This window comes from Kitasatospora cheerisanensis KCTC 2395, from assembly GCF_000696185.1.
In the GTDB taxonomy this organism is placed as follows: domain Bacteria; phylum Actinomycetota; class Actinomycetes; order Streptomycetales; family Streptomycetaceae; genus Kitasatospora; species Kitasatospora cheerisanensis.
The window spans coordinates 4,259,675-4,280,467 of sequence record NZ_KK853997.1 but is presented as its reverse complement, the minus strand read 5'-3'; the positions used below and the strand labels follow the sequence as shown (position 1 = coordinate 4,280,467).

At 71.3% G+C, this 20,793-nt stretch carries 18 protein-coding genes, 1 tRNA gene and 1 pseudogene; 7 read left to right on the top strand and 13 right to left on the bottom strand.

All coding sequences use genetic code 11. The annotated features are described in order from the left end of the window. Positions 1 to 8 precede the first annotated feature (8 nt). From KCH_RS19455 to KCH_RS19435, 5 genes are all read right to left on the bottom strand, one after another. Complete coding sequence (locus KCH_RS19455) at positions 9 to 443, bottom strand: PGPGW domain-containing protein (RefSeq protein ID WP_051653229.1); 435 nt, start codon at positions 441 to 443, stop codon at positions 9 to 11. A gap of 43 nt (positions 444 to 486) precedes the next feature. Continuing rightward, on the bottom strand, positions 487 to 855 hold the full coding sequence (locus KCH_RS19450) for a VOC family protein (RefSeq protein WP_035864648.1): 369 nt from the start codon (positions 853 to 855) through the stop codon (positions 487 to 489). A 151-nt stretch (positions 856 to 1,006) separates the two neighbouring features. Then, the gene (locus KCH_RS37520) at positions 1,007 to 2,149 is read right to left on the bottom strand and encodes a spectrin repeat-containing protein (RefSeq protein ID WP_051653228.1); all 1,143 of its coding nucleotides are present in this window, start codon (positions 2,147 to 2,149) and stop codon (positions 1,007 to 1,009) included. A gap of 139 nt (positions 2,150 to 2,288) precedes the next feature. Beyond that, positions 2,289 to 3,398, bottom strand: a complete 1,110-nt coding sequence (locus tag KCH_RS37515) for a hypothetical protein (RefSeq protein ID WP_051653227.1) — start codon at positions 3,396 to 3,398, stop codon at positions 2,289 to 2,291. Between the two features lie 67 nt (positions 3,399 to 3,465). Further along, complete coding sequence (locus KCH_RS19435) at positions 3,466 to 3,831, bottom strand: hypothetical protein (protein ID WP_035864646.1); 366 nt, start codon at positions 3,829 to 3,831, stop codon at positions 3,466 to 3,468. Between the two features lie 203 nt (positions 3,832 to 4,034). Here KCH_RS19435 and hrpA point away from each other — a divergent pair, with 203 nt between their 5' ends. Both hrpA and KCH_RS19425 read left to right on the top strand, forming a co-directional pair. Then, positions 4,035 to 7,997, top strand: coding sequence for an ATP-dependent RNA helicase HrpA (hrpA, locus tag KCH_RS19430; protein WP_035864644.1), 3,963 nt, complete (start codon positions 4,035 to 4,037; stop codon positions 7,995 to 7,997). A 94-nt stretch (positions 7,998 to 8,091) separates the two neighbouring features. Beyond that, a tRNA-Asp gene (locus KCH_RS19425) sits at positions 8,092 to 8,165 on the top strand. Between the two features lie 340 nt (positions 8,166 to 8,505). Here KCH_RS19425 and bldC read toward each other — a convergent pair. Further along, a complete protein-coding gene (bldC, locus tag KCH_RS19420) occupies positions 8,506 to 8,712 on the bottom strand; it encodes a developmental transcriptional regulator BldC (protein WP_030459248.1) in 207 nt (68 codons plus the stop codon). A gap of 496 nt (positions 8,713 to 9,208) precedes the next feature. After that, the gene (locus tag KCH_RS19415) at positions 9,209 to 10,111 is read right to left on the bottom strand and encodes a DUF8083 family protein (protein WP_425268782.1); all 903 of its coding nucleotides are present in this window, start codon (positions 10,109 to 10,111) and stop codon (positions 9,209 to 9,211) included. A 171-nt stretch (positions 10,112 to 10,282) separates the two neighbouring features. On the opposite strand from KCH_RS19415, the gene KCH_RS19410 reads away from it, so the two are divergent. Next, positions 10,283 to 11,425, top strand: a complete 1,143-nt coding sequence (locus KCH_RS19410; RefSeq protein WP_035864641.1) for a Glu/Leu/Phe/Val dehydrogenase dimerization domain-containing protein — start codon at positions 10,283 to 10,285, stop codon at positions 11,423 to 11,425. Positions 11,426 to 11,797: 372 nt separating this feature from the next. Then, positions 11,798 to 12,037 (top strand): DUF3073 domain-containing protein, encoded by a 240-nt coding sequence (locus KCH_RS19405; protein ID WP_035864640.1) that lies wholly within the window; start codon positions 11,798 to 11,800, stop codon positions 12,035 to 12,037. A gap of 163 nt (positions 12,038 to 12,200) precedes the next feature. Here the strand turns inward: KCH_RS19405 and purM are convergent. The 3 genes and pseudogenes from purM to KCH_RS19390 all read right to left on the bottom strand — a co-directional run bounded on the left by purM (position 12,201) and on the right by KCH_RS19390 (position 15,805). Further along, a pseudogene (gene purM / locus KCH_RS19400) lies at positions 12,201 to 13,276 on the bottom strand (phosphoribosylformylglycinamidine cyclo-ligase). A 70-nt stretch (positions 13,277 to 13,346) separates the two neighbouring features. Continuing rightward, positions 13,347 to 14,924 (bottom strand): amidophosphoribosyltransferase, encoded by a 1,578-nt coding sequence (purF, locus tag KCH_RS19395; protein ID WP_035864638.1) that lies wholly within the window; start codon positions 14,922 to 14,924, stop codon positions 13,347 to 13,349. 173 nt (positions 14,925 to 15,097) lie between these two features. Continuing rightward, a complete protein-coding gene (locus KCH_RS19390; RefSeq protein WP_244305371.1) occupies positions 15,098 to 15,805 on the bottom strand; it encodes a diacylglycerol kinase family protein in 708 nt (235 codons plus the stop codon). Between the two features lie 230 nt (positions 15,806 to 16,035). Between KCH_RS19390 and KCH_RS19385 the strand changes: the two genes are divergently transcribed. Both KCH_RS19385 and KCH_RS19380 read left to right on the top strand, forming a co-directional pair. Then, a complete protein-coding gene (locus tag KCH_RS19385; RefSeq protein WP_035864635.1) occupies positions 16,036 to 17,319 on the top strand; it encodes an adenylosuccinate synthase in 1,284 nt (427 codons plus the stop codon). A 121-nt stretch (positions 17,320 to 17,440) separates the two neighbouring features. Next, complete coding sequence (locus tag KCH_RS19380; RefSeq protein ID WP_035864634.1) at positions 17,441 to 18,034, top strand: GNAT family N-acetyltransferase; 594 nt, start codon at positions 17,441 to 17,443, stop codon at positions 18,032 to 18,034. Positions 18,035 to 18,055: 21 nt separating this feature from the next. On the opposite strand, the gene KCH_RS19375 is transcribed toward KCH_RS19380, so the two are convergent. The 3 genes from KCH_RS19375 to KCH_RS19365 form a co-directional block, all read right to left on the bottom strand. Then, positions 18,056 to 18,478 (bottom strand): DUF350 domain-containing protein, encoded by a 423-nt coding sequence (locus tag KCH_RS19375; protein ID WP_035864633.1) that lies wholly within the window; start codon positions 18,476 to 18,478, stop codon positions 18,056 to 18,058. A gap of 91 nt (positions 18,479 to 18,569) precedes the next feature. Then, a complete protein-coding gene (locus KCH_RS19370) occupies positions 18,570 to 19,061 on the bottom strand; it encodes an LURP-one-related/scramblase family protein (RefSeq protein ID WP_035864632.1) in 492 nt (163 codons plus the stop codon). Positions 19,062 to 19,126: 65 nt separating this feature from the next. Further along, the gene (locus KCH_RS19365) at positions 19,127 to 19,915 is read right to left on the bottom strand and encodes an aminoglycoside 3'-phosphotransferase (protein ID WP_035864630.1); all 789 of its coding nucleotides are present in this window, start codon (positions 19,913 to 19,915) and stop codon (positions 19,127 to 19,129) included. 146 nt (positions 19,916 to 20,061) lie between these two features. Here KCH_RS19365 and KCH_RS19360 point away from each other — a divergent pair, with 146 nt between their 5' ends. Then, positions 20,062 to 20,724, top strand: coding sequence for a phosphotransferase (locus tag KCH_RS19360; protein WP_035864628.1), 663 nt, complete (start codon positions 20,062 to 20,064; stop codon positions 20,722 to 20,724). The last annotated feature ends 69 nt before the right edge of the window (positions 20,725 to 20,793 follow it).

Genomic DNA, 20,793 nt, shown 5'->3' with positions numbered 1-20,793 from the left:
GGGCGGGTTCAGCGTCCGCCGTGCACCCGGCGGTGGCTCCAGATCAGCAGGGCGAACAGGATCAGGCCGGACAGCACCAGGCTGAGCCCGGTCGCCCAGCCCGCCAGCGGCAGGCTGGGCACCAGGAAGGCGACCACGCCCGCGCCGATCAGTCCGAGGCCGGCCAGCACCGAGCCGGCGATCCGCCAGCGGGAGGCGACGCTCGCCTCGGCGCCCTGCATCGCCTTGAGCCGGACCGGTTCGACGAAGCGGGAGAACGCGGGGATCGCCCGGGCCAGCAGCACCATTCCGGCCAGCAGGAGCAGCATGCCGGGCCCGGGCAGCACCAGCAGCACGATGCCGACGCCGATCAGCGTCACCCCGGCCACTCCGAGAACCACCCTGGCCACCGGGTGGACGTTGCCCGGGTCCGCTTCGAAGTCCGGCCGCTGCTGCTCGCTCATCGCTCCACCCTAACCGGGTCGCCGAGCGAACCGGCGGCAGCGCTCAGGGCCTGGTGAGCGCCTCGATGCTGTGCCCGTCCGGGTCCTTGACGTAGACGCCGCGGCCGCCGTTCCAGTGGTTGATCCGGCCGGGCTGCTGGAAGAACGGGTCGGCCCAGTGCGGCAGTCCGCCGGCGGTGATCCGGCCGAGGACGGCGTCGAACTCGTCCTCGGAGACCAGGAAGGCGTAGTGCTGCGGGGTGATCGGGCCGGGCGCGGTCATCACGTCGAGCGTCACCCGGTTTCCCAACTGCACGGCGAGGAAGGGCTCGTGAACCTCGGCCTCGGGCAGGCCGAGCAGCTCGGTCAGGAAGGCGGCGGTGGCCTGCCGGTCCTTGGCGGCCACGATGGTGTGGTTGAGCTCGACGGGCATGGTGCACTGCCTCTCGTTCCGGGGCGGGGTGACCTTTCTCGTCCCGACGGTAGGACCTCAAGCGCGCTTGAGGTCAAGGCCGCCCCGGGCGGTGGGCGATCCCCGGGCGGTGGGCGGCCCCGGCGGCCGGGCCGGGGGACCGCCCGCCGGGTCACATCCCGTTCTTGCGGATCGCGGTGTAGCCGGACAGCTTCGACATCGCCACCTCGTGCGAGATGCAGCCGTTGCTGCCGGAGTCCTCCAGGATGATCGCCTTGGTGTGCGCGGCGTCCGCCCAGCCGCCGAACAGCACCACGTGCTGGTTGTTGTCGCCGCCCTCGTGGTGGATGACCAGGGCGTCGCCGGGCATCAGGTCGCTCTTGTTGATGTGGTGCGCGATGCCGGCGCTCTCGCTGATCAGCGGGCCGGTCGAGGTGCCGCCGCCCGAGGTGGACAGGCCCCAGGCCGCGGAGACGAAGCCGGAACAGTCGACCCGGTAGCCGTTGGTGACGGCGCCCTGGCTGTAGCCGAGCTTGCGCTCGACCCGCTCCATCGCCCGCTCGACCATCGCCCGGCGCTCGTCGGAGACGCCGTCCAGGTTCGGCCGGTCCACCACGCCGACGCCGCCGCCGTTGCGCGGGTGCCACTTGTGGGTGGGCGACCAGTCGTCCCAGCCCCGCCCGTTGATCATCGTGGTCTTCCAGTCTCCGCTGGACCGGTCCTTGATCTTCGGGCCGTCGTGCAGGCCGCCGGGCCGGGTGGAGATCCCGGAGCCGTCGTTGCCGCTGGTGTCGCTGCCGCCGGTGTTCGGCGAGGAGGGCTGCGGCGCGTGGCTGCCTCCGCCGCCCGAACCGCTGCCGCCGCCGGAACCGCTGCCGCCGCCACTTCCGCTGCCGCCACCGGTGCTGTCGATACCGGTGCTCGGCGACTTGGGCTGCGGCTTGTCCTCGCCCTTGGGCTTGTTCAGGTCGTCGGCGATCTGCTTCTCCACCGCGGCGTACCGCTCGATGAGCTGCTTGATCTTCGCCGCGTCCTGGCCGAGCTCCTGGGTGAGCTTCTCCTTGGTCTTCATCAGCGCGTCCGCCCGGCTGCTGATGTCGGCGACGTCCCGGTGGACCTGCGCCAGCACCGCACCCGCTCCGACGATCCCCAGGATCGAGCCGGAGAACACGTCGGTTGCGGCGGCCTTGGCGACCGTCTCCTTGATGTGCGCGGCCTGCTTGGTCATCTCTTCCATGCGCTGGTTGATCTGCTCGAAGTCGCGCTGGATCTTCAGCAGTTCTTCCGGATGGAAGCCGAACTGGTTGCCTGCCATCGTGTTTCGCCCCCCTTGTCGACCCACGGCCCCCCTGGCCGGTCGTCCCAAGAATATTTCAAGACTGCTCCGACGAACGGACGAAGGGCCCGGGCCGGGGTGCTCAACCCCGGCCCGGGCCCTTCCCCGTGACCGTTCGTCAGTCGACGCCGTTGCGGCGGTACGGCTGGTAGGCGGAGCCGCCGTGGAAGTACGGGTAGGGGATCTCCCGGGAGACCATGCCCGCGTCGCCGCTGTCCTCGATGCCGATGTAGCGGGTGTGGGCGGCGTCCGCCCAGCCCGCGAACAGCACCGTGTGGTCGTTCGAGATCATCGCGTCGCCCGGCTGCAGGTCGCCCTTGCCGATGTGGTGCGACACGTTGTGCTGCATCAGGCCGATGGTGTTCAGGCCGGGGCCGGGCAGGCCCCAGGCGCAGGACACCAGGCCGGAGCAGTCGACCCGGTAGCCGTTGGTGACGGCGCCCTGGCTGTAGCCGAGCTTGTGCTCGGCGCGCTCCAGGGCGCGCTCGACCATGGCCCGGCGCTCCGGCGACAGCCCTTCCAGCTTGGGCCGCGCCTTCACGCCGAGGCCCTCGCCGTTGCGCTTGTGGCGGTGGTCGGACCAGGAGTCCCAGCCACTGCCGTTGATGATCTTGGTCTTCCAGTCGCCGGTCGAGTGGTCCTTGAGCTTCGGCCCGTCGTGCTTCCCGCCGGGCCCGCCCGAGGGCGTGCCGGTGCCGCCGTCGCCGCCACCGCCGCCGGTGCTGTCCGTCCCGGTGTGCGGGGACTTCGGCTGCGGCGTGTGGCTCCCGCCGCCGCCCGAACCACTGCCGCCGCCACTGCCGCTGCCGCCGCCGGTGCTGTCGATCCCGGTGTGCGGGGACTTCGGCTGCGGCTTGCCCTCGCCCTTGGGCTTGTTCAGCTCCTCGGCGATCTTCTTCTCGGCCGCCGCGTACCGGGCGATGACCTGCTTGATCTTCGCCGCGTCCTGGCCGAGCTCCTGGGTGAGCTTCTCCTTGGTCTTCATCAGCGCCTCGGCCCGGTGGCTGATGTCGGCGACGTCCCGGTGGACCTCCGCCAGCACCGCGCCGGCCCCGAGGACCCCGAGGATCGAGCCGGAGAACACATCGGTGGCGGCGGCCTTGGCGACCGTCGCCCTGATGTGCCCGACCTGCTTGGTCATCTCCTCCATGCGCTGGTTGATCTGCTCGAAGTCGCGCTGGATCTTCAGCAGTTCGTCCGGATGGAAGCCGAACTGGTTCCCCGTCATCGAAGGACGTCCCCTCGTTCTCCGCCCGCGGCCGGGCACGGCACGCTCTTCACCGTCCGGCCCCGGGTCACAGCACGTTGGCGAGGCGCTTCACCGAGTCGCCGAGCTGGCCGAGCTCGTCCGCGACCCCGTTCAGCTCCCGCACCCGGCCCTGCGCGTGCGCGGTGAACGCGTCGGCCGCCGCACCGTGCCAGGACATGTTCGACAGGACCGAGTTCACCTCGCCGCCCAGCTGCTCGACCTGCTTGGCCATCTCGGCCAGCTCCTGCGCGATCTTGTTCAGCTCGGCGTCGGCGTCCCCGAACATCTTGCTGAGCGCCCAGTGGGCGATCTCGGCGGGCGCCATGACGATGTCCTTGCCGACCTCGACCACGTCGCCGACCACGTGCCCGACGTCGCTGATCAGGTGGCCCACGCCGTCCAGAAGACCCATCAGAACTCCCCCTGTTCCCCGTTAAAGCGTTCCCCCCAGGCTAGTCAGTACGACGTTCGAGCGAAACGGGCGGGTGGCCGTCAATACCTTCCTTTGACCGTCCCGGGCGGCTGTTCGCGGTCGGCCCGCCGGGCCTGTGACACTGGAAGCTCGCAACAAAAACCGAGGTGCGCCCCGGCCCCGCCTTTATGCAACCTAGAGGGATGCCCGCAGTGAGTTCTCCCGTAGCCCCGCAGCCCGCCCCCACGCTCGCGGAGCTGGCCGCCCGGCTGCCCGGCCTGATGCTGCGCGACGCGCAGCGCCTGGGCCGCCGCCTGGAGGGCACCCGCAAGGTCCGGTCGGCCGAGGCCCGGCAGAAGATCCTGGCCGAACTGGCCGCCGACTTCGACCGTTCCGAATTGCGGGTGGCCGGCCGCCGCGCGGCCGTTCCCGAGATCCGCTACCCGCAGGAACTGCCGGTGGCGCAGAAGAAGGACGACATCCTGGCCGCCGTCCGCGACCACCAGGTGGTGATCGTGGCGGGCGAGACCGGCTCCGGAAAGACCACCCAGATCCCGAAGATCTGCCTGGAGCTGGGCCGCGGCGTGCGCGGCCTGATCGGCCACACCCAGCCCCGCCGGATCGCCGCCCGCACGGTCGCCGAGCGCGTCGCCGAGGAGCTGGACACCCCGCTCGGCGAGGCCGTCGGCTGGAAGGTCCGGTTCACCGACCAGGCCGGCCAGGACACCCTGGTGAAGCTGATGACGGACGGCATCCTGCTGGCCGAGATCCAGACCGACCGGGACCTGTACCAGTACGACACCCTGATCATCGACGAGGCGCACGAGCGCAGCCTGAACATCGACTTCCTGCTCGGCTACCTCAAGCAGTTGCTCCCCCGCCGCCCCGACCTCAAGGTGATCATCACCTCGGCCACCATCGACCCGGAGCGCTTCGCCGAGCACTTCGACGACGCCCCGATCATCGAGGTCTCCGGCCGGACGTACCCGGTCGAGGTCCGCTACCGCCCGATCCTCGACGACGACGCCGACGAGGAGGAGCTGGACCGCGACCGCGACCAGGTCCAGGCGATCTGCGACGCGGTGGAGGAGCTCCAGGCCGAGGGCCCGGGCGACGTCCTGGTCTTCCTCTCCGGCGAGCGCGAGATCCGCGACACCGCGGACGCACTGACGAAGCTGAAGCTGAAGTCCACCGAGGTCCTGCCGCTGTACGCCCGGCTGTCCTCCGCCGAGCAGCACCGGGTCTTCCAGCGCTCCTCGCAGCGCCGCGTGGTGCTGGCCACCAACGTCGCCGAGACCTCGCTGACCGTCCCCGGCATCAAGTACGTGATCGACCCGGGCACCGCCCGGATCTCCCGCTACAGCCACCGCACGAAGGTCCAGCGGCTGCCGATCGAGGCGATCAGCCAGGCCAGCGCCAACCAGCGCAAGGGCCGCTGCGGCCGTACCTCGGACGGCATCTGCATCCGGCTGTACTCGGAGGAGGACTTCCTCTCCCGCCCCGAGTTCACCGACGCGGAGATCCTCCGCACCAACCTGGCCTCCGTCATCCTGCAGATGACCGCGGCGGGCCTCGGCGACATCGCGGCGTTCCCGTTCCTCGACCCGCCGGACTCCCGCAACATCAAGGACGGCGTCAACCTGCTGCACGAGCTGGGCGCGCTCGACCCGGCCGAGAAGGACCACCGCAAGCGGCTGACCCCGCTGGGCCGCAAGCTCGCCCAGCTCCCGGTCGACCCGCGGATGGCCCGCATGGTGCTGGAGGCCGACCGCCTGGGCTGCGTCCGCGACGTGATGGTGATCGCCGCCGCGCTGTCCATCCAGGACCCGCGCGAACGCCCGGCCGAGAAGCGCCAGGCCGCCGACGAGCGGCACCGCCGCTTCCACTCGGAGACCTCCGACTTCCTCTCCTACCTGGCGATGTGGCGGTACGTCAGGGAGCAGCAGAAGGAGCTGTCCTCCTCGGCGTTCCGCCGGATGTGCAAGTCCGAGTTCCTCAACTACCTGCGGATACGGGAGTGGCAGGACGTCTACGTCCAGCTGCGCACCATCGCCAAGCAGCTCGGCGTGACCATCGACGAGCCGCACGACGACGCCGAGCCGGACGCCGACCGGATCCACCAGGCGCTGCTGTCCGGCCTGCTCTCCCACCTGGGCCTGTTCGACGTGGAGAAGCGCGAGTACGCGGGCGCGCGCGGCGCCCGGTTCGCGGTGTTCCCGGGTTCGGGGCTGTTCAAGAAGCCGCCGCGCTGGGTGATGTCGGCCGAGCTGGTGGAGACCTCCCGGCTGTGGGCCCGGATCAACGCGAAGATCGAGCCGGAGTGGGTGGAGCCGCTCGCCCCGCACCTGATCAAGCGCGCCTACAGCGAGCCGCACTGGGAGAAGAAGGCCGGCGCGGTGCTGGCCTACGAGAAGGTGACGCTGTACGGCCTGCCGATCGTCGCCCAGCGGAAGGTCAACTACGGCCGGGTCGAACCCGAGCTGTGCCGCGAGCTGTTCATCCGCTCCGCCCTGGTGGAGGGCGACTGGGAGACCCACCACCGGTTCTTCGCGGAGAACCGCAAGCTGCTCGACGAGGTCGAGGAGCTGGAGAACCGGGCCCGCCGCCGCGACATCCTGGTGGACGACCAGACCCTGTTCGACTTCTACGACGCCCGCCTGCCGGAGGACGTCGTCTCCGCCCGGCACTTCGACGCCTGGTGGAAGAAGACCCGCCGCGACCAGCCCGACCTGCTCAACTTCGAGAAGTCGATGCTGATCAACGACTCGGCGGACGGCGTCACCGAGGCCGACTACCCGGACGTCTGGCAGCAGGGCAAGCTCCGCTTCCCGCTGACGTACCAGTTCGAGCCGGGCAGCGATGCGGACGGCGTGACGGTGCACATCCCGCTCGCGGTGCTCAACCAGGTGGTCGCGGACGGCTTCGACTGGCAGATCCCGGGCCTGCGCGAGGAGCTGGTGACGGCCTGGATCCGCTCGCTGCCGAAGGCGGTCCGCCGCAACTTCGTGCCCGCCCCGGACTACGCCCGGGCGGCGATGCGCGAGCTGACGGACCGCCAGGAGCCGCTGCTGCCGACCCTGGAGCGGGTGCTGCACCGGATGTCGGGCCTGCCGATCCCGCCGGAGGCGTGGGACGAGGAGCGGATCCCCGACCACCTGAAGGTCACCTTCCGGGTGGTGGACGGGAAGCGGAAGCTCGCCGAGTCCAAGGACCTGGAGGAGCTGCGCCAGGGCCTGCGCCCGAAGCTGTCCGAGACGCTGTCCAGCGCGGCGTCCGGCCGCGGCATCGAGCGGACCGGCCTGACCGCCTGGCCGGCCGATCTGCCGGTCCTGCAGCGCACGTTCGAGCAGCGCACCCGCGGCCACTCGCTGCGCGCCTACCCGGCGCTGGTGGACGAGGGCGCCACGGTCGGCATCAAGCTGTTCGACACCCCGGAGGCCCAGCAGCGCGCCATGTGGGCGGGCACCCGCCGGCTGCTGATGCTGCAGATCAACTCGCCCGCCAAGTCGATCCAGGGCCGGCTGGGCAACCAGGCGAAGCTGGCGCTGTCCTACAACCCGCACGGCTCGATCCCGGCCCTGTTCGAGGACGTGGTGGCGGCCGCCACCGACCGGCTGATGACGCTGGCGGGCGGCGTCGCCTGGGACGCGGAGGCGTTCACGGCGCTGTACGACAAGGTCCGGGCGGACCTCTACGAGCTGTCGGCGGACACCACCTTGAAGACGGCGGCGGCGCTGATCGCCTTCCACAAGGCGTCGAACCGGCTGAAGTCCGTCTCCAGCCCGGTGCTGCTGTCCGCGGTGAACGACGTCCGCCTGCACCTGGCGTCGCTGGTGCACCCGGGCTTCGTCACGGGCACCGGCTGGCAGCGCCTGGGCGATCTGAAGCGCTATCTGATCGCGGTGGACCGCCGCCTGGAGGCGCTGCCCGACCATCCGCAGCGCGACCTGCAGAACCTGCAGAAGGTGCAGGCGGTGCAGCAGGCGTACGGCGAGCTGCTGGCGAAGGTGCCTGCCGGCCGGGAGCCGTCGCCGGAGATCGCGGCGGTCCGCTGGATGATCGAGGAGCTGCGGGTGAGCTTCTTCGCGCAGGGCCTCGGCACCCCGAGCCCGGTGTCGGAGAAGCGGATCCTGAAGGCGATGGAGGCCGCCGCGGCGACCCTCTGAGGCCGGTCCGGAGCCGGTTCGACCTGGGGGGTCGCGATGCAGTACGATCTGTCTTGTTCGCAGGCGAGAGCAGGCGGGCAAGGATCAGATCACTGGTCCCGTGGAGCAGTTGGTTAGCTCGCCACCCTGTCAAGGTGGAGGTCGCGGGTTCAAGTCCCGTCGGGATCGCAGGAGCGCAGGGCCCGGAACTTCGAGTTCCGGGCCCTATCGCATTTCCCGACCGGGCCACAAGATAACGGTGCTGTGATCACCGTCACTGACGCCCTTTCGGGAGAGCACTTCCGGAGCATCGCGGCAAAGCACCCTTATTTAATATGTAAAATTGTACTGCCATTCCCTGAAATTCCCCCCTCCCCCACGGGCCCCACGAGGAATCCCGCATTCCGGGTCCGGACATGCCGAAGGGCCGCCTCCCCGACCCGGCGGAGTCGGGGAGGCGGCCCTTCGGACCTGTCGGACGCGGTCCCGACCCGGCGGAGTCGGGGGGCGGTCCGGGGAAGTGCGGGAATCAGACCTCGGTGCGCTGGGCCGGAATACCGGCCAGCAGGGCGCGCACCTCCGCCTCGCGGTAGCGGCGGTGGCCGCCGAGGGTCCGAATCGACGTGAGCTTGCCGGCCTTGGCCCAGCGGGTCACCGTCTTCGGGTCCACGCGGAACATGGTGGCGACCTCTGCCGGCGTCAGCAGGGGCTCGGCGTCAGGGGTACGAGCGGTCATGAGCGGCCTCCTCGGGAGAACCGAACCAGGGCGGTTCTATCCTTCAAATTCTGCACCTTGACCCGCGATGCCCGAAATGGCACGGACGGGCCGAGTCGGTTATAGGACGAACGGCTTGTCCTGGTGTCTACAACTACACCATCCGTCCAGCCCTATCGGCCAAACCGTCAAAATTGACCCCTCACGGGTTCAAGGGCGACGGATGGCCATGGACCACCCCATAGCGGACAGTCACACAGTGGTGACGTCCGGTCACGGTGCGGCACGCCTGAGTGAGCTTGGGCTGGTTGTCCCATTTTGGCACATAGGTCTGAGTTCGCGTCAACGGTGAGTAGTGTCACGTTCCTCGGCTATTGACCCGATCCGGGACCATGGTCCCAAAAACTGTCCCAATGGTATGGACCATCCTCTCCTGTCGCACCGGTTTTCGACCAGGGGGCATTTTCTGACAACCCCTCAGCCCCCTGAGCCTCCCCCGTCCCCGGGCCGATCACGCTCAGGACGCGTGCCGGAGTGCCAGCACCCGCCGCCAGCGCGCCGCCAGGTCCTCGTACATGCGCAGCGCGGCCGTCGCCTCCCCGGCCCGCAAGGCCGCCAGGCCGTCGGCGAGTTGGCCCACCGACCGCTCCTCGGCCAGCGCCCGCGGGCCGAGCAGCTGCACCAGGCCGCCGTAGTCCAGCTCCACCAGGGAGCGCGGATGGAACTCCTCCAGCCAGCGCCCGACCTCCTCCGCGCCCTCCGCGAGCGCCGCGCCCGCCGCCCGCTCGCGCAGCGCCCGGTAGGCCCGGGCGATCCGGCGGCGGGCCTGCACCATCGGCGTCAGGTAGAACAGCGCGGCCGGCTCCGGCCGTTCGCCGTCCCCGGCGGAGCCGTACTCGCCGGCCGGCTGGTGGTGGCGGTCCTCCTCGCCGAACGCCAGGAACCAGTGCAGCGGCACCTCCCAGCGGCTGGCCAGGATCCACGGCCGGGCGTCGGGGTGGTCCTGCTGCCACTGCGCGCGGTCGGCCTCGGCGGCGGCCCGCAGGGCGGGCGGCAGCACGGTGTCGACCAGGTGCGCGGGCAGCGTCCGGCGCAGCTCCTGCAGGGCCAGCCAGGCGCGCAGCCGGGTCGTCCACGGACAGACGTAGGTGACGCCGTCCGCGACCCGCACGTAGGCCTGCCCGTCCTCCTGGTCGGGCAGCGGACGGGGCGTCAGGGCGGCCAGCGCGGCCAGTGCGGCGCGCTGCTCGGCGAGCGCGGCGCCGGTCACCGGCCGGCCCGGCCCGTCGGCGTCGGGGCCGTTCGCGGCGGCGTAGGCCTGCCAGCGCGCCCGGTCCGGTTCGGGGTAGGCGGCCAGGGGCTCGTAGACCCGCAACTGGGCGGTGTACGGGGGGAGCACGGAGGTGTGCGGCACGGTCACGCTCCGCATGTTCGCATGCGCCTCAGGGACGCGTCAGGGTGTCGTGAAGACGGCTTCGATCGTTATCCCCCGGGGGCCGCCCGAGGGCAGATTCGAAGGCAGGTCCAGAGCTAGGCTTCGACCAGTCGCCCGCACCACCGTCGCGGGCCATTCATTGCTGGAGTCACCACCGTGACCGACGTACACACCACGCACCCCGCACCAGGCGTGCTGGGCCGAGTCTTCGGCACCGGCCAGGAGGGCGAAGGGCACGAGCAGGTCGTCCTCTGCCACGACCGTTCCACCGGCCTCAAGGCGATCATCGCCATCCACTCCACCGCCCTCGGCCCGGCCCTCGGCGGCACCCGGTTCTTCGCGTACGCGAGCGAGGAGGAGGCGCTGACCGACGCGCTGAACCTCTCCCGCGGAATGAGCTACAAGAACGCCCTCGCCGGGCTCGACCTCGGCGGCGGCAAGGCCGTGATCATCGGCGACCCGAACAAGGTCAAGAACGAGGCGATGCTGCGCGCCTACGGGCGCTTCGTGCAGTCCCTGCGCGGCCGCTACATCACCGCCTGCGACGTCGGCACCTACGTCCAGGACATGGACGTGATCGCCCGCGAGACCGAGTTCGTCACCGGCCGCTCCCCCGAGCAGGGCGGCGCCGGCGACTCCTCCGTCCTCACCTCCTTCGGCGTCTTCCAGGGCATGCGCGCCTCCGCGCAGGCCCGCTGGGGCCAGCCGACCCTGCGCGGCAAGCGGGTCGGCGTGGCGGGCGTCGGCAAGGTCGGCCACTACCTGGTCGGCCACCTGGTCGCGGACGGCGCCACCGTGGTGATCACGGACGTCTCCGAGGCCGCCGTGAACCGGGTCCGGGCCGCCCACCCCGAGGTCGAGGTGGTGGCCGACACCGCCGCCCTGCTCGCCTCCGACCTGGACGTGTACGCCCCGTGCGCGCTCGGCGGCGCGCTCACCGACGAGACGGTGGGGGCGCTCGGCGCGGCCGGCACCTCGATCGTCTGCGGCGCGGCCAACAACCAGCTCGCCCACCCGGGCGTGGAGAAGGACCTCGCCGACCGCGGCATCCTGTACGCGCCCGACTACCTGGTGAACTCCGGTGGCGTGATCCAGGTCGCCGACGAGATCGACGGCTTCAACTTCGACCGGGCCAAGAACAAGGCCACGAAGATCTTCGACACCACGCTGGAGATCTTCACCCGGGCCGCCGCCGACGGCATCCCGCCGGCGGTCGCCGCCGACCGGCTCGCCGAGAAGCGCATGCGGGAGATCAGCGCGCTGCGCTCGGTCCTGCTGCCGGCCGCCCGCCGGGGCTGACCGCCACCGATCGTGATGCGCGGGGCCGGCGCCGCCCGGCCCCGCGCATCACGATGTGGAACCGGATTCTCAGTCTGTCCCCCGATCGGGCGATACCGCGCCTCCTTCGGGGGATAATCTCTGCAGGAACGACGGAACCGGCCCCGCGCCGGACACCCTGCAAAAGCCCCGAAATTCCCCTCTGACCTGGGCGGACCTGGTTCGAGGGGGCTTGGGTGCGCGCCACGTCACACGGGCGACGTACCGTCCGGCGGCGGAAACAGGTACCGTTAATGCTCCAAGGGACGGTTTCCCACTTCGGGCAGGCCGGACCTGATCATCAACACGTGTCAGACTCGGGGCCGTGAGCCCCACCGTTGAGGGGGTCGACCCATGGGGCGCGGCCGGGCCAAGGCCAAGCAGACGAAGGTCGCCCGCGAGCTGAAGTACAACAGCGGCGGGTTCGACGCTAACCGTCTGTCTCACGAGCTGGGTGTATCTCCGTCCACCGCGATCGAGCCTGAGCCGATCGAGGACGACGACGAGGACGACCCCTACGCGGCGTACGCGGACATGTACAACGACGACGATGACGACGACGAGGACACCCCTCCGGCTCGTCGCCGCGCGTAACGTTCTTCGACCGGACCGGTCCGGGCGCTCCCCGTGGGCGCCGGGCCGGTTTTCGGCGTACCTGTTCCGCTCCTCCTGCCGCTGTGCGCCGGGCCGCTGCTGACGCGGCGGGCCGCGCACGGGAAAGGCCCCGCCGAGGCGGGGCCCTTCGGCGTGCCGTGGATCAGAACGCCTCGTAGGCGTTGTACAGCGCCGCGCCGCCGTCGTGCTCCGCGTCGCGGTCGACCACGTCGCCGAGCAGCCACGCCTCGACGCCGCGGTCCTCCAGCACCGACAGCACCACGTCGACCGACTCCGGCGGGACGACGGCGACCATGCCGACGCCCATGTTGAGGGTCTTCTCGATCTCCAGGGTCTGCATCGCGCCGACCTTGGCGACGGTCTGGAACACCGGCAGCGGGGTCCAGGTGCCGCGGTCCAGGCGGGCGTGCAGGTGGTCCGGAATGACGCGGGCCAGGTTGGCGGCCAGGCCGCCGCCGGTGACGTGCGAGAAGGCGTGGATCTCGGTGGCGCGGGTCAGCGCCAGGCAGTCCAGCGAGTAGATCCGGGTCGGCTCCAGCAGCTCCTCGCCGAGGGTGCGGCCGAACTCCTCGACCTTGCGGTCGAGCTTCCAGCCGGCCTGGTTCAGCAGCACGTGCCGGACCAGCGAGTAGCCGTTGGAGTGCAGGCCGGACGCGGCCATCGCGATCACCACGTCGCCGGCCCGGACCCGGTCCGCGCCGAGCAGCGCGTCGGCCTCGACCACGCCGGTGCCGGCGCCCGCCACGTCGTACTCGTCGGGCCGAGCAGGCCCGGGTGCTCGGCGGTCTCGCCGCCGATCAGCGCGCAGCCGGCCAGCGTGCAGCCCTCGGCGATGCCCTTGACGATGGCGGCGACCCGCTCCGGGACGACCTTGCCGACGCAGATGTAGTCGGTCATGAACAGCGGCTCGGCGCCGCAGACCACCAGGTCGTCGACGACCATGCCGACCAGGTCGTGGCCGATGGTGTCGTGCTTGTCCATGGCCTGGGCGATGGCGACCTTGGTGCCCACGCCGTCGGTGGCGGAGGCCAGCAGCGGGCGCTCGTAGCGCTTGAAGGCGGAGGCGTCGAACAGTCCGGCGAAGCCGCCCAGGCCGCCCAGCACCTCGGGACGGTTGGTCTTCTTCACCCACTGCTTCATCAGCTCGACGGCACGGTCGCCGGCCTCGATGTCGACACCCGCGGCGGCGTAGGTCGCCCCGGTCTCGTTGCTGGTCACCTGGTGTGGCCCTTTCGAAGTGGTGGTGCCGGCCGCCGCCCCCGGCCCGTGCCGGGGGCGGTTCGGTCGGTTACGGGCGTCGCAGCGCGTCCGCCGCGCCGGCGCCGCCCAGCAGCGACTGCACGCCGTCGAGGTCGCTGGTCTGCTTGCCGCGGACCGGCTGCTTGGCCTGGCCGCCGGCGATCTCCGCCTCCAGCAGCAGCTTGCCGAGCAGTGCCGGGTCCGGCAGCTCCATCGGGTACTCGCCGTCGAAGCAGGCCCGGCAGAGCTTGTCCTTCGGCTGCTTGGTGGCCTCGATCATCCCGTCGATGGAGATGTAGGCCAGCGAGTCGGCGCCCAGCGAGCGGCCGATCTCGTCGACCGACAGGCCGTTGGCGATCAGCTCGGCGCGGGTGGCGAAGTCGATGCCGAAGAAGCACGGCCACTTCACCGGCGGCGAGGAGATCCGGATGTGGACCTCGGCCGCCCCGGCCTCGCGGAGCATCCGCACCAGGGCGCGCTGGGTGTTGCCGCGGACGATCGAGTCGTCCACGACCACCAGGCGCTTGCCCCGGATGACCTCGCGCAGCGGGTTCAGCTTGAGCCGGATGCCCAGCTGGCGGATGGTCTGGTTGGGCTGGATGAAGGTGCGGCCGACGTAGGCGTTCTTCACCAGGCCGGCGCCGAACGGGATGCCGCTGGCCTCGGCGTAGCCGATCGCGGCGGGGGTGCCGGACTCGGGGGTCGCTATCACCAGGTCGGCCTCGACCGGCGCCTCGGCGGCCAGCTTGCGGCCCATCTCCACCCGGGAGAGGTGCACGTTGCGGCCGGCGATGGTGGTGTCCGGGCGGGCCAGGTACACGTACTCGAAGACGCAGCCCTTGGGCTTGGCCTCGGCGAAGCGCGAGGTGCGCATGCCGTTCTCGTCGATGGCGATCAGCTCGCCGGGCTCCACCTCGCGGATGAAGCTGGCGCCGACGATGTCGAGGGCGGAGGTCTCGGAGGCGACCACCCAGCCGCGCTCGATCCGGCCGAGCACCAGCGGGCGGATGCCCTGCGGGTCGCGGGCGGCGTAGAGCGTGTGCTCGTCCATGAAGACCAGCGAGAACGCGCCCTTGACGCCCGGCAGCACCTGCTGCGCGGCTTCCTCGATGGTCAGCTCGGGGTGGCCGGCCAGCAGGGCGGTCAGCAGGTCGGTGTCGTTGGTCGCCGCGGTCCGCCCGGAGCGGGAGACGTGCTCCTCGCCGGGCAGTTCGGCGACCATCGCCGCGAGTTCGGCGGTGTTGACCAGGTTTCCGTTGTGGCCGAGGGCCAGCGATCCGTTGGCGGTCGCCCGGAAGGTCGGCTGGGCGTTCTCCCAGACCGAGGACCCGGTGGTCGAGTAGCGGGCATGTCCGACGGCGATATGCCCGTGCAGCGACCCCAGGGAGGTCTCGTCGAAGACCTGGGACACGAGTCCCATGTCCTTGAAGACGAGAATCTGGGAGCCGTTGCTCACTGCGATGCCCGCGGATTCCTGTCCGCGGTGCTGCAGGGCATAGAGGCCGAAGTACGTGAGCTTTGCGACCTCCTCGCCGGGAGCCCAGACACCGAAGACGCCGCAAGCGTCCTGGGGGCCTTTCTCGCCGGGAAGAAGATCGTGGTTGAGTCGTCCGTCACCACGTGGCACGTCTTCGAGTCTAGGGCAGTTGGCGGGAACGCCCTGATGGCAGGCCCGCGGTACGCGCGTAGACCCCGCCCCTTACCAGTTTTTGCCCCGGTCGGCGACCGCCTTCACGCCCTTGTCATCAGGCCTTCGCACGGTGGACGGGCGGCCCGGGCGGGGGCGTGTTGTGAGCCTGCTCACCCGGCGGGCAGCAGCAGCCGCCAGGAGTCCGGCCGGACCGTCCAGGTGCGGTGGCGGACCGGGCCGACCGGGCAGCCGTCGGCCTCGTAGCCGAAGCCGCGCCCGGCCACGGTGAGCCGGCCGGCCCGGTGGCGCTGCGGGCTGCCGTCCAGGTCGAGGACGAGTTCCATGGCGCCGTCGACCATGGCGACCCGCAGGTGGCGGACCCGCTGGTGGACGTCGACCAGCAGGCGGCCGTCGGCCTCGATGCGCAGTTCCTCGGATCCGGTGGGGCTCGCCTGCTCGGCCGCAGCCAGTTTCGCCCATAGCGAACGCCAGCCACCCGTTCGGCCCTGCCGGGGGCCGGTGAACCGGACCTCCGAGAGCACCACTCCGCCGCCGTCGTCGAGCAGCATGCCGAGCCGCCGGGCGCTGCCCGCCAGCACCGTCCGGGCGGCCGCGACCGGCTCCGGCGGCACCCCGAGCAGCCGGGCGGTCGCGGTGGCCACCGGACCGCCCACCGGGACCAGTCCGACCGGGTCGGTGTCCAGTTCCCGTTGCCGGTGCAGGGCCTGCAACACCCGCTGCAGCGCCTGGTCCGAGCCGATCACCACCGCGCGGCGCTTCCCGCGGTGCGCGAGCACCCGGTCGAGCTCGGACGGACTCTCCGGCAGGGTGACCTTCACGTCGGCGCCGCCGCACAGGACGTCCTTGGCGATTCGCACCGATTCGCCGTCCGCCTCCCTGGCCGACGGGTCGAGCAACACCAGGAGCGGCCCGGCCCCCTCGGCGTCCGGGGGCGGGATACGGGCGTGGACAGCGACGACACGACCGGTCCTTCCTCAGGTAATCTCTCGGTGCAAGAGCCCCTTGCGCCATTGCGCCAGGGGCTTCGTCCATCTCGGGGCAGACTGCGGTCTTCGCAGGATGCCCCAACCGGAAGGGGTGTACGCCTGTGCCGGCACTCGTGCTCGTTGGTGCCCAGTGGGGAGACGAGGGCAAGGGGAAGGCCACCGACCTGCTCGGAGGCTCCGTCGACTACGTCGTCCGCTACCAGGGCGGCAACAACGCCGGTCACACGGTGGTCATCGGCGACCAGAAGTACGCCCTCCACCTGCTGCCTTCCGGCATCCTCAGCCCGAACGTGGTGCCGGTGATCGGCAACGGCGTGGTGATCGACCCGGGCGTGCTGCTCTCCGAGCTGCAGGGCCTGAACGACCGCGGCATCGACACGTCCAAGCTGCTGATCTCGGGCAACGCCCACCTGATCACCCCGTACCACCGGACGCTGGACAAGGTCACCGAGCGCTTCCTCGGCAAGCGCCGGATCGGGACCACCGGCCGCGGCATCGGCCCGGCCTACGCGGACAAGATCAACCGCGTCGGCATCCGGGTCCAGGACCTGTTCGACGAGTCGATCCTGCGCCAGAAGATCGAGGCGGCGCTGCACGACAAGAACCAGCTGCTGGTCAAGCTGTACAACCGCCGCGCGATCCCGGCCGACCTGGTGCTCGAGGAGTACCTGGGCTACGCCGACAAGATCAAGCCGTACCTGGCGGACACCACGCTCGTCCTGGACGAGGCGCTGAAGGCCGGCAAGGTCGTGCTGCTGGAGGGCGGCCAGGGCACCCTGCTGGACGTGGACCACGGCACGTACCCGTTCGTCACCTCGTCGAACCCGACTTCGGGCGGCGCCTGCACCGGCTCCGGCATCGGTCCCACCAAGATCGACCGGGTGATCGGCATCCTCAAGGCCTACACCACCCGCGTCGGCTCGGGCCCGTTCCCGACCGAGCTGCTGGACGCGGACGGCGAGGCGCTGCGGCGGATCGGTGGCGAGCGCGGTGTGACCACCGGCCGCGACCGGCGCTGCGGCTGGTTCGACGCGGTGATCGCCCGCTACGCGACCCGGGTCAACGGCCTGACCGACTTCTTCCTGACCAAGCTGGACGTGCTGACCGGCTGGGAGCAGATCCCGGTCTGCGTGGCGTACGAGATCGACGGGCAGCGGGTCGAGGAACTCCCGTACAACCAGTCGGACTTCCACCACGCGAAGCCGATCTACGAGAACCTGCCGGGCTGGAGCGAGGACATCTCGAAGGCGAAGACCTTCGCGGACCTGCCGAAGAACGCGCAGGCGTACGTGAAGGCGCTCGAGGAGATGTCGGGCGCCCCGATCTCCGCGATCGGCGTCGGCCCCGGCCGGACCGAGACCATCGAGATCAACTCCTTCCTGTAGGACTCCGCGAGGCCCGGCGCCCCTGATCACGGGGGTGCCGGGCCTTTCGCATGCGCCGGAATGTTTGCACTAGTGCAGATATGGCTTGCGCCTAGTGCAAAGCTGGCCCTACGGTGTGCGCATGACCGCGAAGCTGCCCGCCCCCGTTGTCCTGACCGGCCGTCACCTCCGTCTGGAGCCGCTGACCCGCGCCCACGTCCCCGACCTGTTCGCCGCCGGCGGCGGCGACGAGGAGCTGTGGCGCTGGGTGCCGGTCCCGCTGCCGCGCACGCTGGAGGACATGGAGCGGACCATCGACGACCGGCTGGCCGACCCGCTCTGCGAGCCGTACGCGGTGATCTCGCTCGCCGACGGGCGGGCGATCGGCGTGACCTGCTACTTCGACGCCAGCGCGGCCGAGGAGCAGGTGGAGATCGGCGGCACCTGGTACGCGCGCTCCGCGTGGCGGACGGCGGTGAACACCGAGGCGAAGCTGCTGCTGCTCACGCACGCCTTCGAGGACCTCGGCATGGGCCGGGTCACCTGGCGCACCGACATCCGCAACGAGCGCTCGCAGAAAGCGATCCGCCGGCTCGGCGCGTCCTACGAGGGAACGTTCCGGCGCAACAAGCAGCGCCCGGACGGCAGCTGGCGGGACACCGTGTACTTCTCGATGCTGGCCGACGAGTGGCCCGCGGCGAAGGCCCGGCTGACCGAGCGGCTGGCGGCGGGCTGACGCGGGAGCGCTGATGGCCCGTCAGTAGATGGCGGCGGAGACGATCGCCGCGACGGCCAGGTTGGTGGCGGCGGTCACCCAGACCGCCGGGTGCGGCTCGGGGTCGACCAGCAGTTCGCCCAGCCTGCCGGGCGTGACCAGGTCGAGCACCCAGAACGAGACCGCCATCAGCAGCAGCCCGAACAGGCCGAAGACGGCGGCGGCGGCCAGGCCCTTGCCGAACTCCTGGTAGGTGGAGATGACGGCGGTGAACACGATCGCGCCCACCGACAGCAGCGCGGAGCTGAGCACCACCGCCGCGTTGCGGTTGCGCTCGATCCATATCTGGTGGCGCAGCCGACCGGGCGTCAGGACGTCCACCAGGACGACGCCGAGCAGCAGCAGGACCAGGCCGACGCCGCCGTACGCCGCCGCGTAGCCCAGCTGGTGAAGGATGTCGCTCATCGGTCCCGCCCCCTTCTGTCCGCCTGCCGGCCCCGTGCCGAGGACCGGCACAACATAGCGCACGGGGCGGGCGGCGGTACCGGGGCGAGCCTCAGTCGTTGTGCTCGACCAGGCGGTCCAGGCAGACCGCGACGGCGATCATCAGCGGGACGTCGGCGCCGTCCTCGATCTCCACGCCGTACGCGTCGCGGATGCTGAACCACTTGCGGGAGACCTCGCCGAGCCGGTGCCCGTCGCTCTTGACGGTGTACTCCTTGTCGATCAGGTCTCCGTGGATCTCCCACTCGCCGCCGTTCTCCAGTTCCACGTGGTACTTGTCGTGGAACGGGGTGAACAGCTTCTTGCGGACGGTGGCGACCACGTCCCCGTCGGCGTTCTCGATCTTCATCGCGTCGCGGACGGTCAGCACCTTCTCCCGGATGGTGGCGACCGTGTTGCCGTCGGTGTCCTGCAGTTCGAAGGTGTCGCGCATGCGCAGCACCTTGCCGTCCACCAGGAAGCACTTCTCGCCGTGCTCGTCCTCGACCCAGTAGTCGTCGCCGACCGCGAACAGGCGTTCCTTGACCACGAACTTGCGACCCATGACCCGACTCCTCGTCTGCTTGCCGGCCCGCCGTCGGGCGGCCTTCGCCATGGTGCCAGCCGGCGCTACGTGAGGTCCCACAACAGGCGGTAGTACGCGAGACGTTCACGGTCCTCGTCGACCCCGTACGCCTCCAGCAGGGGACGCTCCCAGCCCGGGCCGTAGTTCCACACCGTGCTCCAGCTCGCCACCGCGAGGTCCGCCCAGCGGTCGGCCGTGCCGAGCGCGCCCAGGTCGACGTGGCCGAGGGCGCGGCCGTCCGCGCCGACCAGGGTGTTGGGTGCGCAGGCGTCGCCGTGGCAGACCACCTCGACGTCCACCGGCGGCCGGTCGGCGAGCAGCGCGAGGGCCCGGTCCACGGTGCCGAGGTGGTGGTGGTCCGGGTGCCAGGTCGCCGGGTCGCGGCGCTGGGCGGCGGCGCGGCCGATCCGCTCCTGCGCGGACCAGGTGTACGGGCAGCCGGCGACCGGCAGTGCCTCGTGCAGGGCGCGCAGCCCCTCGCCGATCGCGCGGACGGCGACCGCCGGGGTCGTCAGCAGCTCCGGGTCGACGGCGGAGCGGCCGGGCAGACCCGCCGTCAGCATCCAGCGCCCGGTCTCGTCACCGCCCGTCCCCAGCACCTCGGGGACGGTGGTGAACGCGCCCGCCCAGCGCAGCCGTTCGGCCTCCGCGTGGAGGTCCGCCCCGCTGCCGGCCGGCGCCCACTTCACGAACCGCCGCCCCGGGCCGTCCTCCAGCCGGAACGTCGTCCCGCCCAGGTTGTTGCGCCACACCGGGACCAGCGGCACGCCGCGCGCCAGTTCGGCGACGGCGGGCGGAACGGCGACGACGTCCTCGGGGGCGTAGGCACTCATCCGCCCAGTGTCGCGCACCGGCCGGCCGCTCCTCCTCCGGTTTTCCGGCCGCCCCCGGCCGCCCCGGCCGGCGGCACGCCTCGGACGCACAACGATCCTCCGGTTCCCCTCCCCGGGAGGCACCCGGGGCGCTAGTTTCTGCTCGCATGGAGATCGGCGAACTGATCGGGACCGGCCGCACCGCGGACGTCTGGGCACTGGGCGACGGGCGGGTCCTGCGCCGCTACCGGGACGGGCTGAGCGCCGGCGGCGAGGCCGAGGTGATGATGCACCTCGCCGAGCACGGCTACCCGGTGCCCGCGGTGTGGGCCGCCGAACGGCCCGGCGACCTGATCATGGAGCGGCTCGGCGGCCCGACCATGCTGCAGTCACTGGTGTCCGGCGCGATCAGCCCCGCCGCGGCCGGCGAACTGCTCGCCGAACTGCTGCGCCGCCTGCACGAGATCCCGCCGCGCGCCGCCGCCCGGCCCGGCGACCGGGTGCTCCACCTCGACCTGCACCCCGACAACGTCCTGCTGACCGCGCACGGCCCGGTCGTCATCGACTGGTCCACCGCCGCCGAGGGCGAGCCCGGTCTCGACGACGCGATGAGCGCCGTCATCCTCGCCCAGGCCCTGCTCGGCCGCCCGGGCGGCGCCGAGGCCGCGCCCGCGATCCTCGTCCCGCTGCTCCGCGGCCTCCCCCCGATCGCCGACCACCACCTCGCCGAGGCCTGCGCCCGCCGCACCGCCAACCCGACCATGGCACCCGACGAGATCGCCCTGCTCGACGAGGCCGTCACCCTGATCCGCTCCTGCGCGACGCGCTGACCGGCCGTCACGGCCGGGCGGGCCGGCGCCGCGCGGAATGGCGGCCCGGCCCGATGGGGTTGACTGGGT

Coding starts and splice junctions, on each gene's coding strand:
- KCH_RS19455 (WP_051653229.1), bottom strand. CDS start 443: ATGAGCGAGCAGCAGCGGCCGGACTTCGAAGCGGACCCGGGCAACGTC.
- KCH_RS19450 (WP_035864648.1), bottom strand. CDS start 855: ATGCCCGTCGAGCTCAACCACACCATCGTGGCCGCCAAGGACCGGCAG.
- KCH_RS37520 (WP_051653228.1), bottom strand. CDS start 2,149: ATGGCAGGCAACCAGTTCGGCTTCCATCCGGAAGAACTGCTGAAGATC.
- KCH_RS37515 (WP_051653227.1), bottom strand. CDS start 3,398: ATGACGGGGAACCAGTTCGGCTTCCATCCGGACGAACTGCTGAAGATC.
- KCH_RS19435 (WP_035864646.1), bottom strand. CDS start 3,831: ATGGGTCTTCTGGACGGCGTGGGCCACCTGATCAGCGACGTCGGGCAC.
- hrpA (WP_035864644.1), top strand. CDS start 4,035: ATGCCCGCAGTGAGTTCTCCCGTAGCCCCGCAGCCCGCCCCCACGCTC.
- bldC (WP_030459248.1), bottom strand. CDS start 8,712: ATGACCGCTCGTACCCCTGACGCCGAGCCCCTGCTGACGCCGGCAGAG.
- KCH_RS19405 (WP_035864640.1), top strand. CDS start 11,798: ATGGGGCGCGGCCGGGCCAAGGCCAAGCAGACGAAGGTCGCCCGCGAG.
- KCH_RS19380 (WP_035864634.1), top strand. CDS start 17,441: ATGACCGCGAAGCTGCCCGCCCCCGTTGTCCTGACCGGCCGTCACCTC.
- KCH_RS19375 (WP_035864633.1), bottom strand. CDS start 18,478: ATGAGCGACATCCTTCACCAGCTGGGCTACGCGGCGGCGTACGGCGGC.
- KCH_RS19370 (WP_035864632.1), bottom strand. CDS start 19,061: ATGGGTCGCAAGTTCGTGGTCAAGGAACGCCTGTTCGCGGTCGGCGAC.
- KCH_RS19365 (WP_035864630.1), bottom strand. CDS start 19,915: ATGAGTGCCTACGCCCCCGAGGACGTCGTCGCCGTTCCGCCCGCCGTC.
- KCH_RS19360 (WP_035864628.1), top strand. CDS start 20,062: ATGGAGATCGGCGAACTGATCGGGACCGGCCGCACCGCGGACGTCTGG.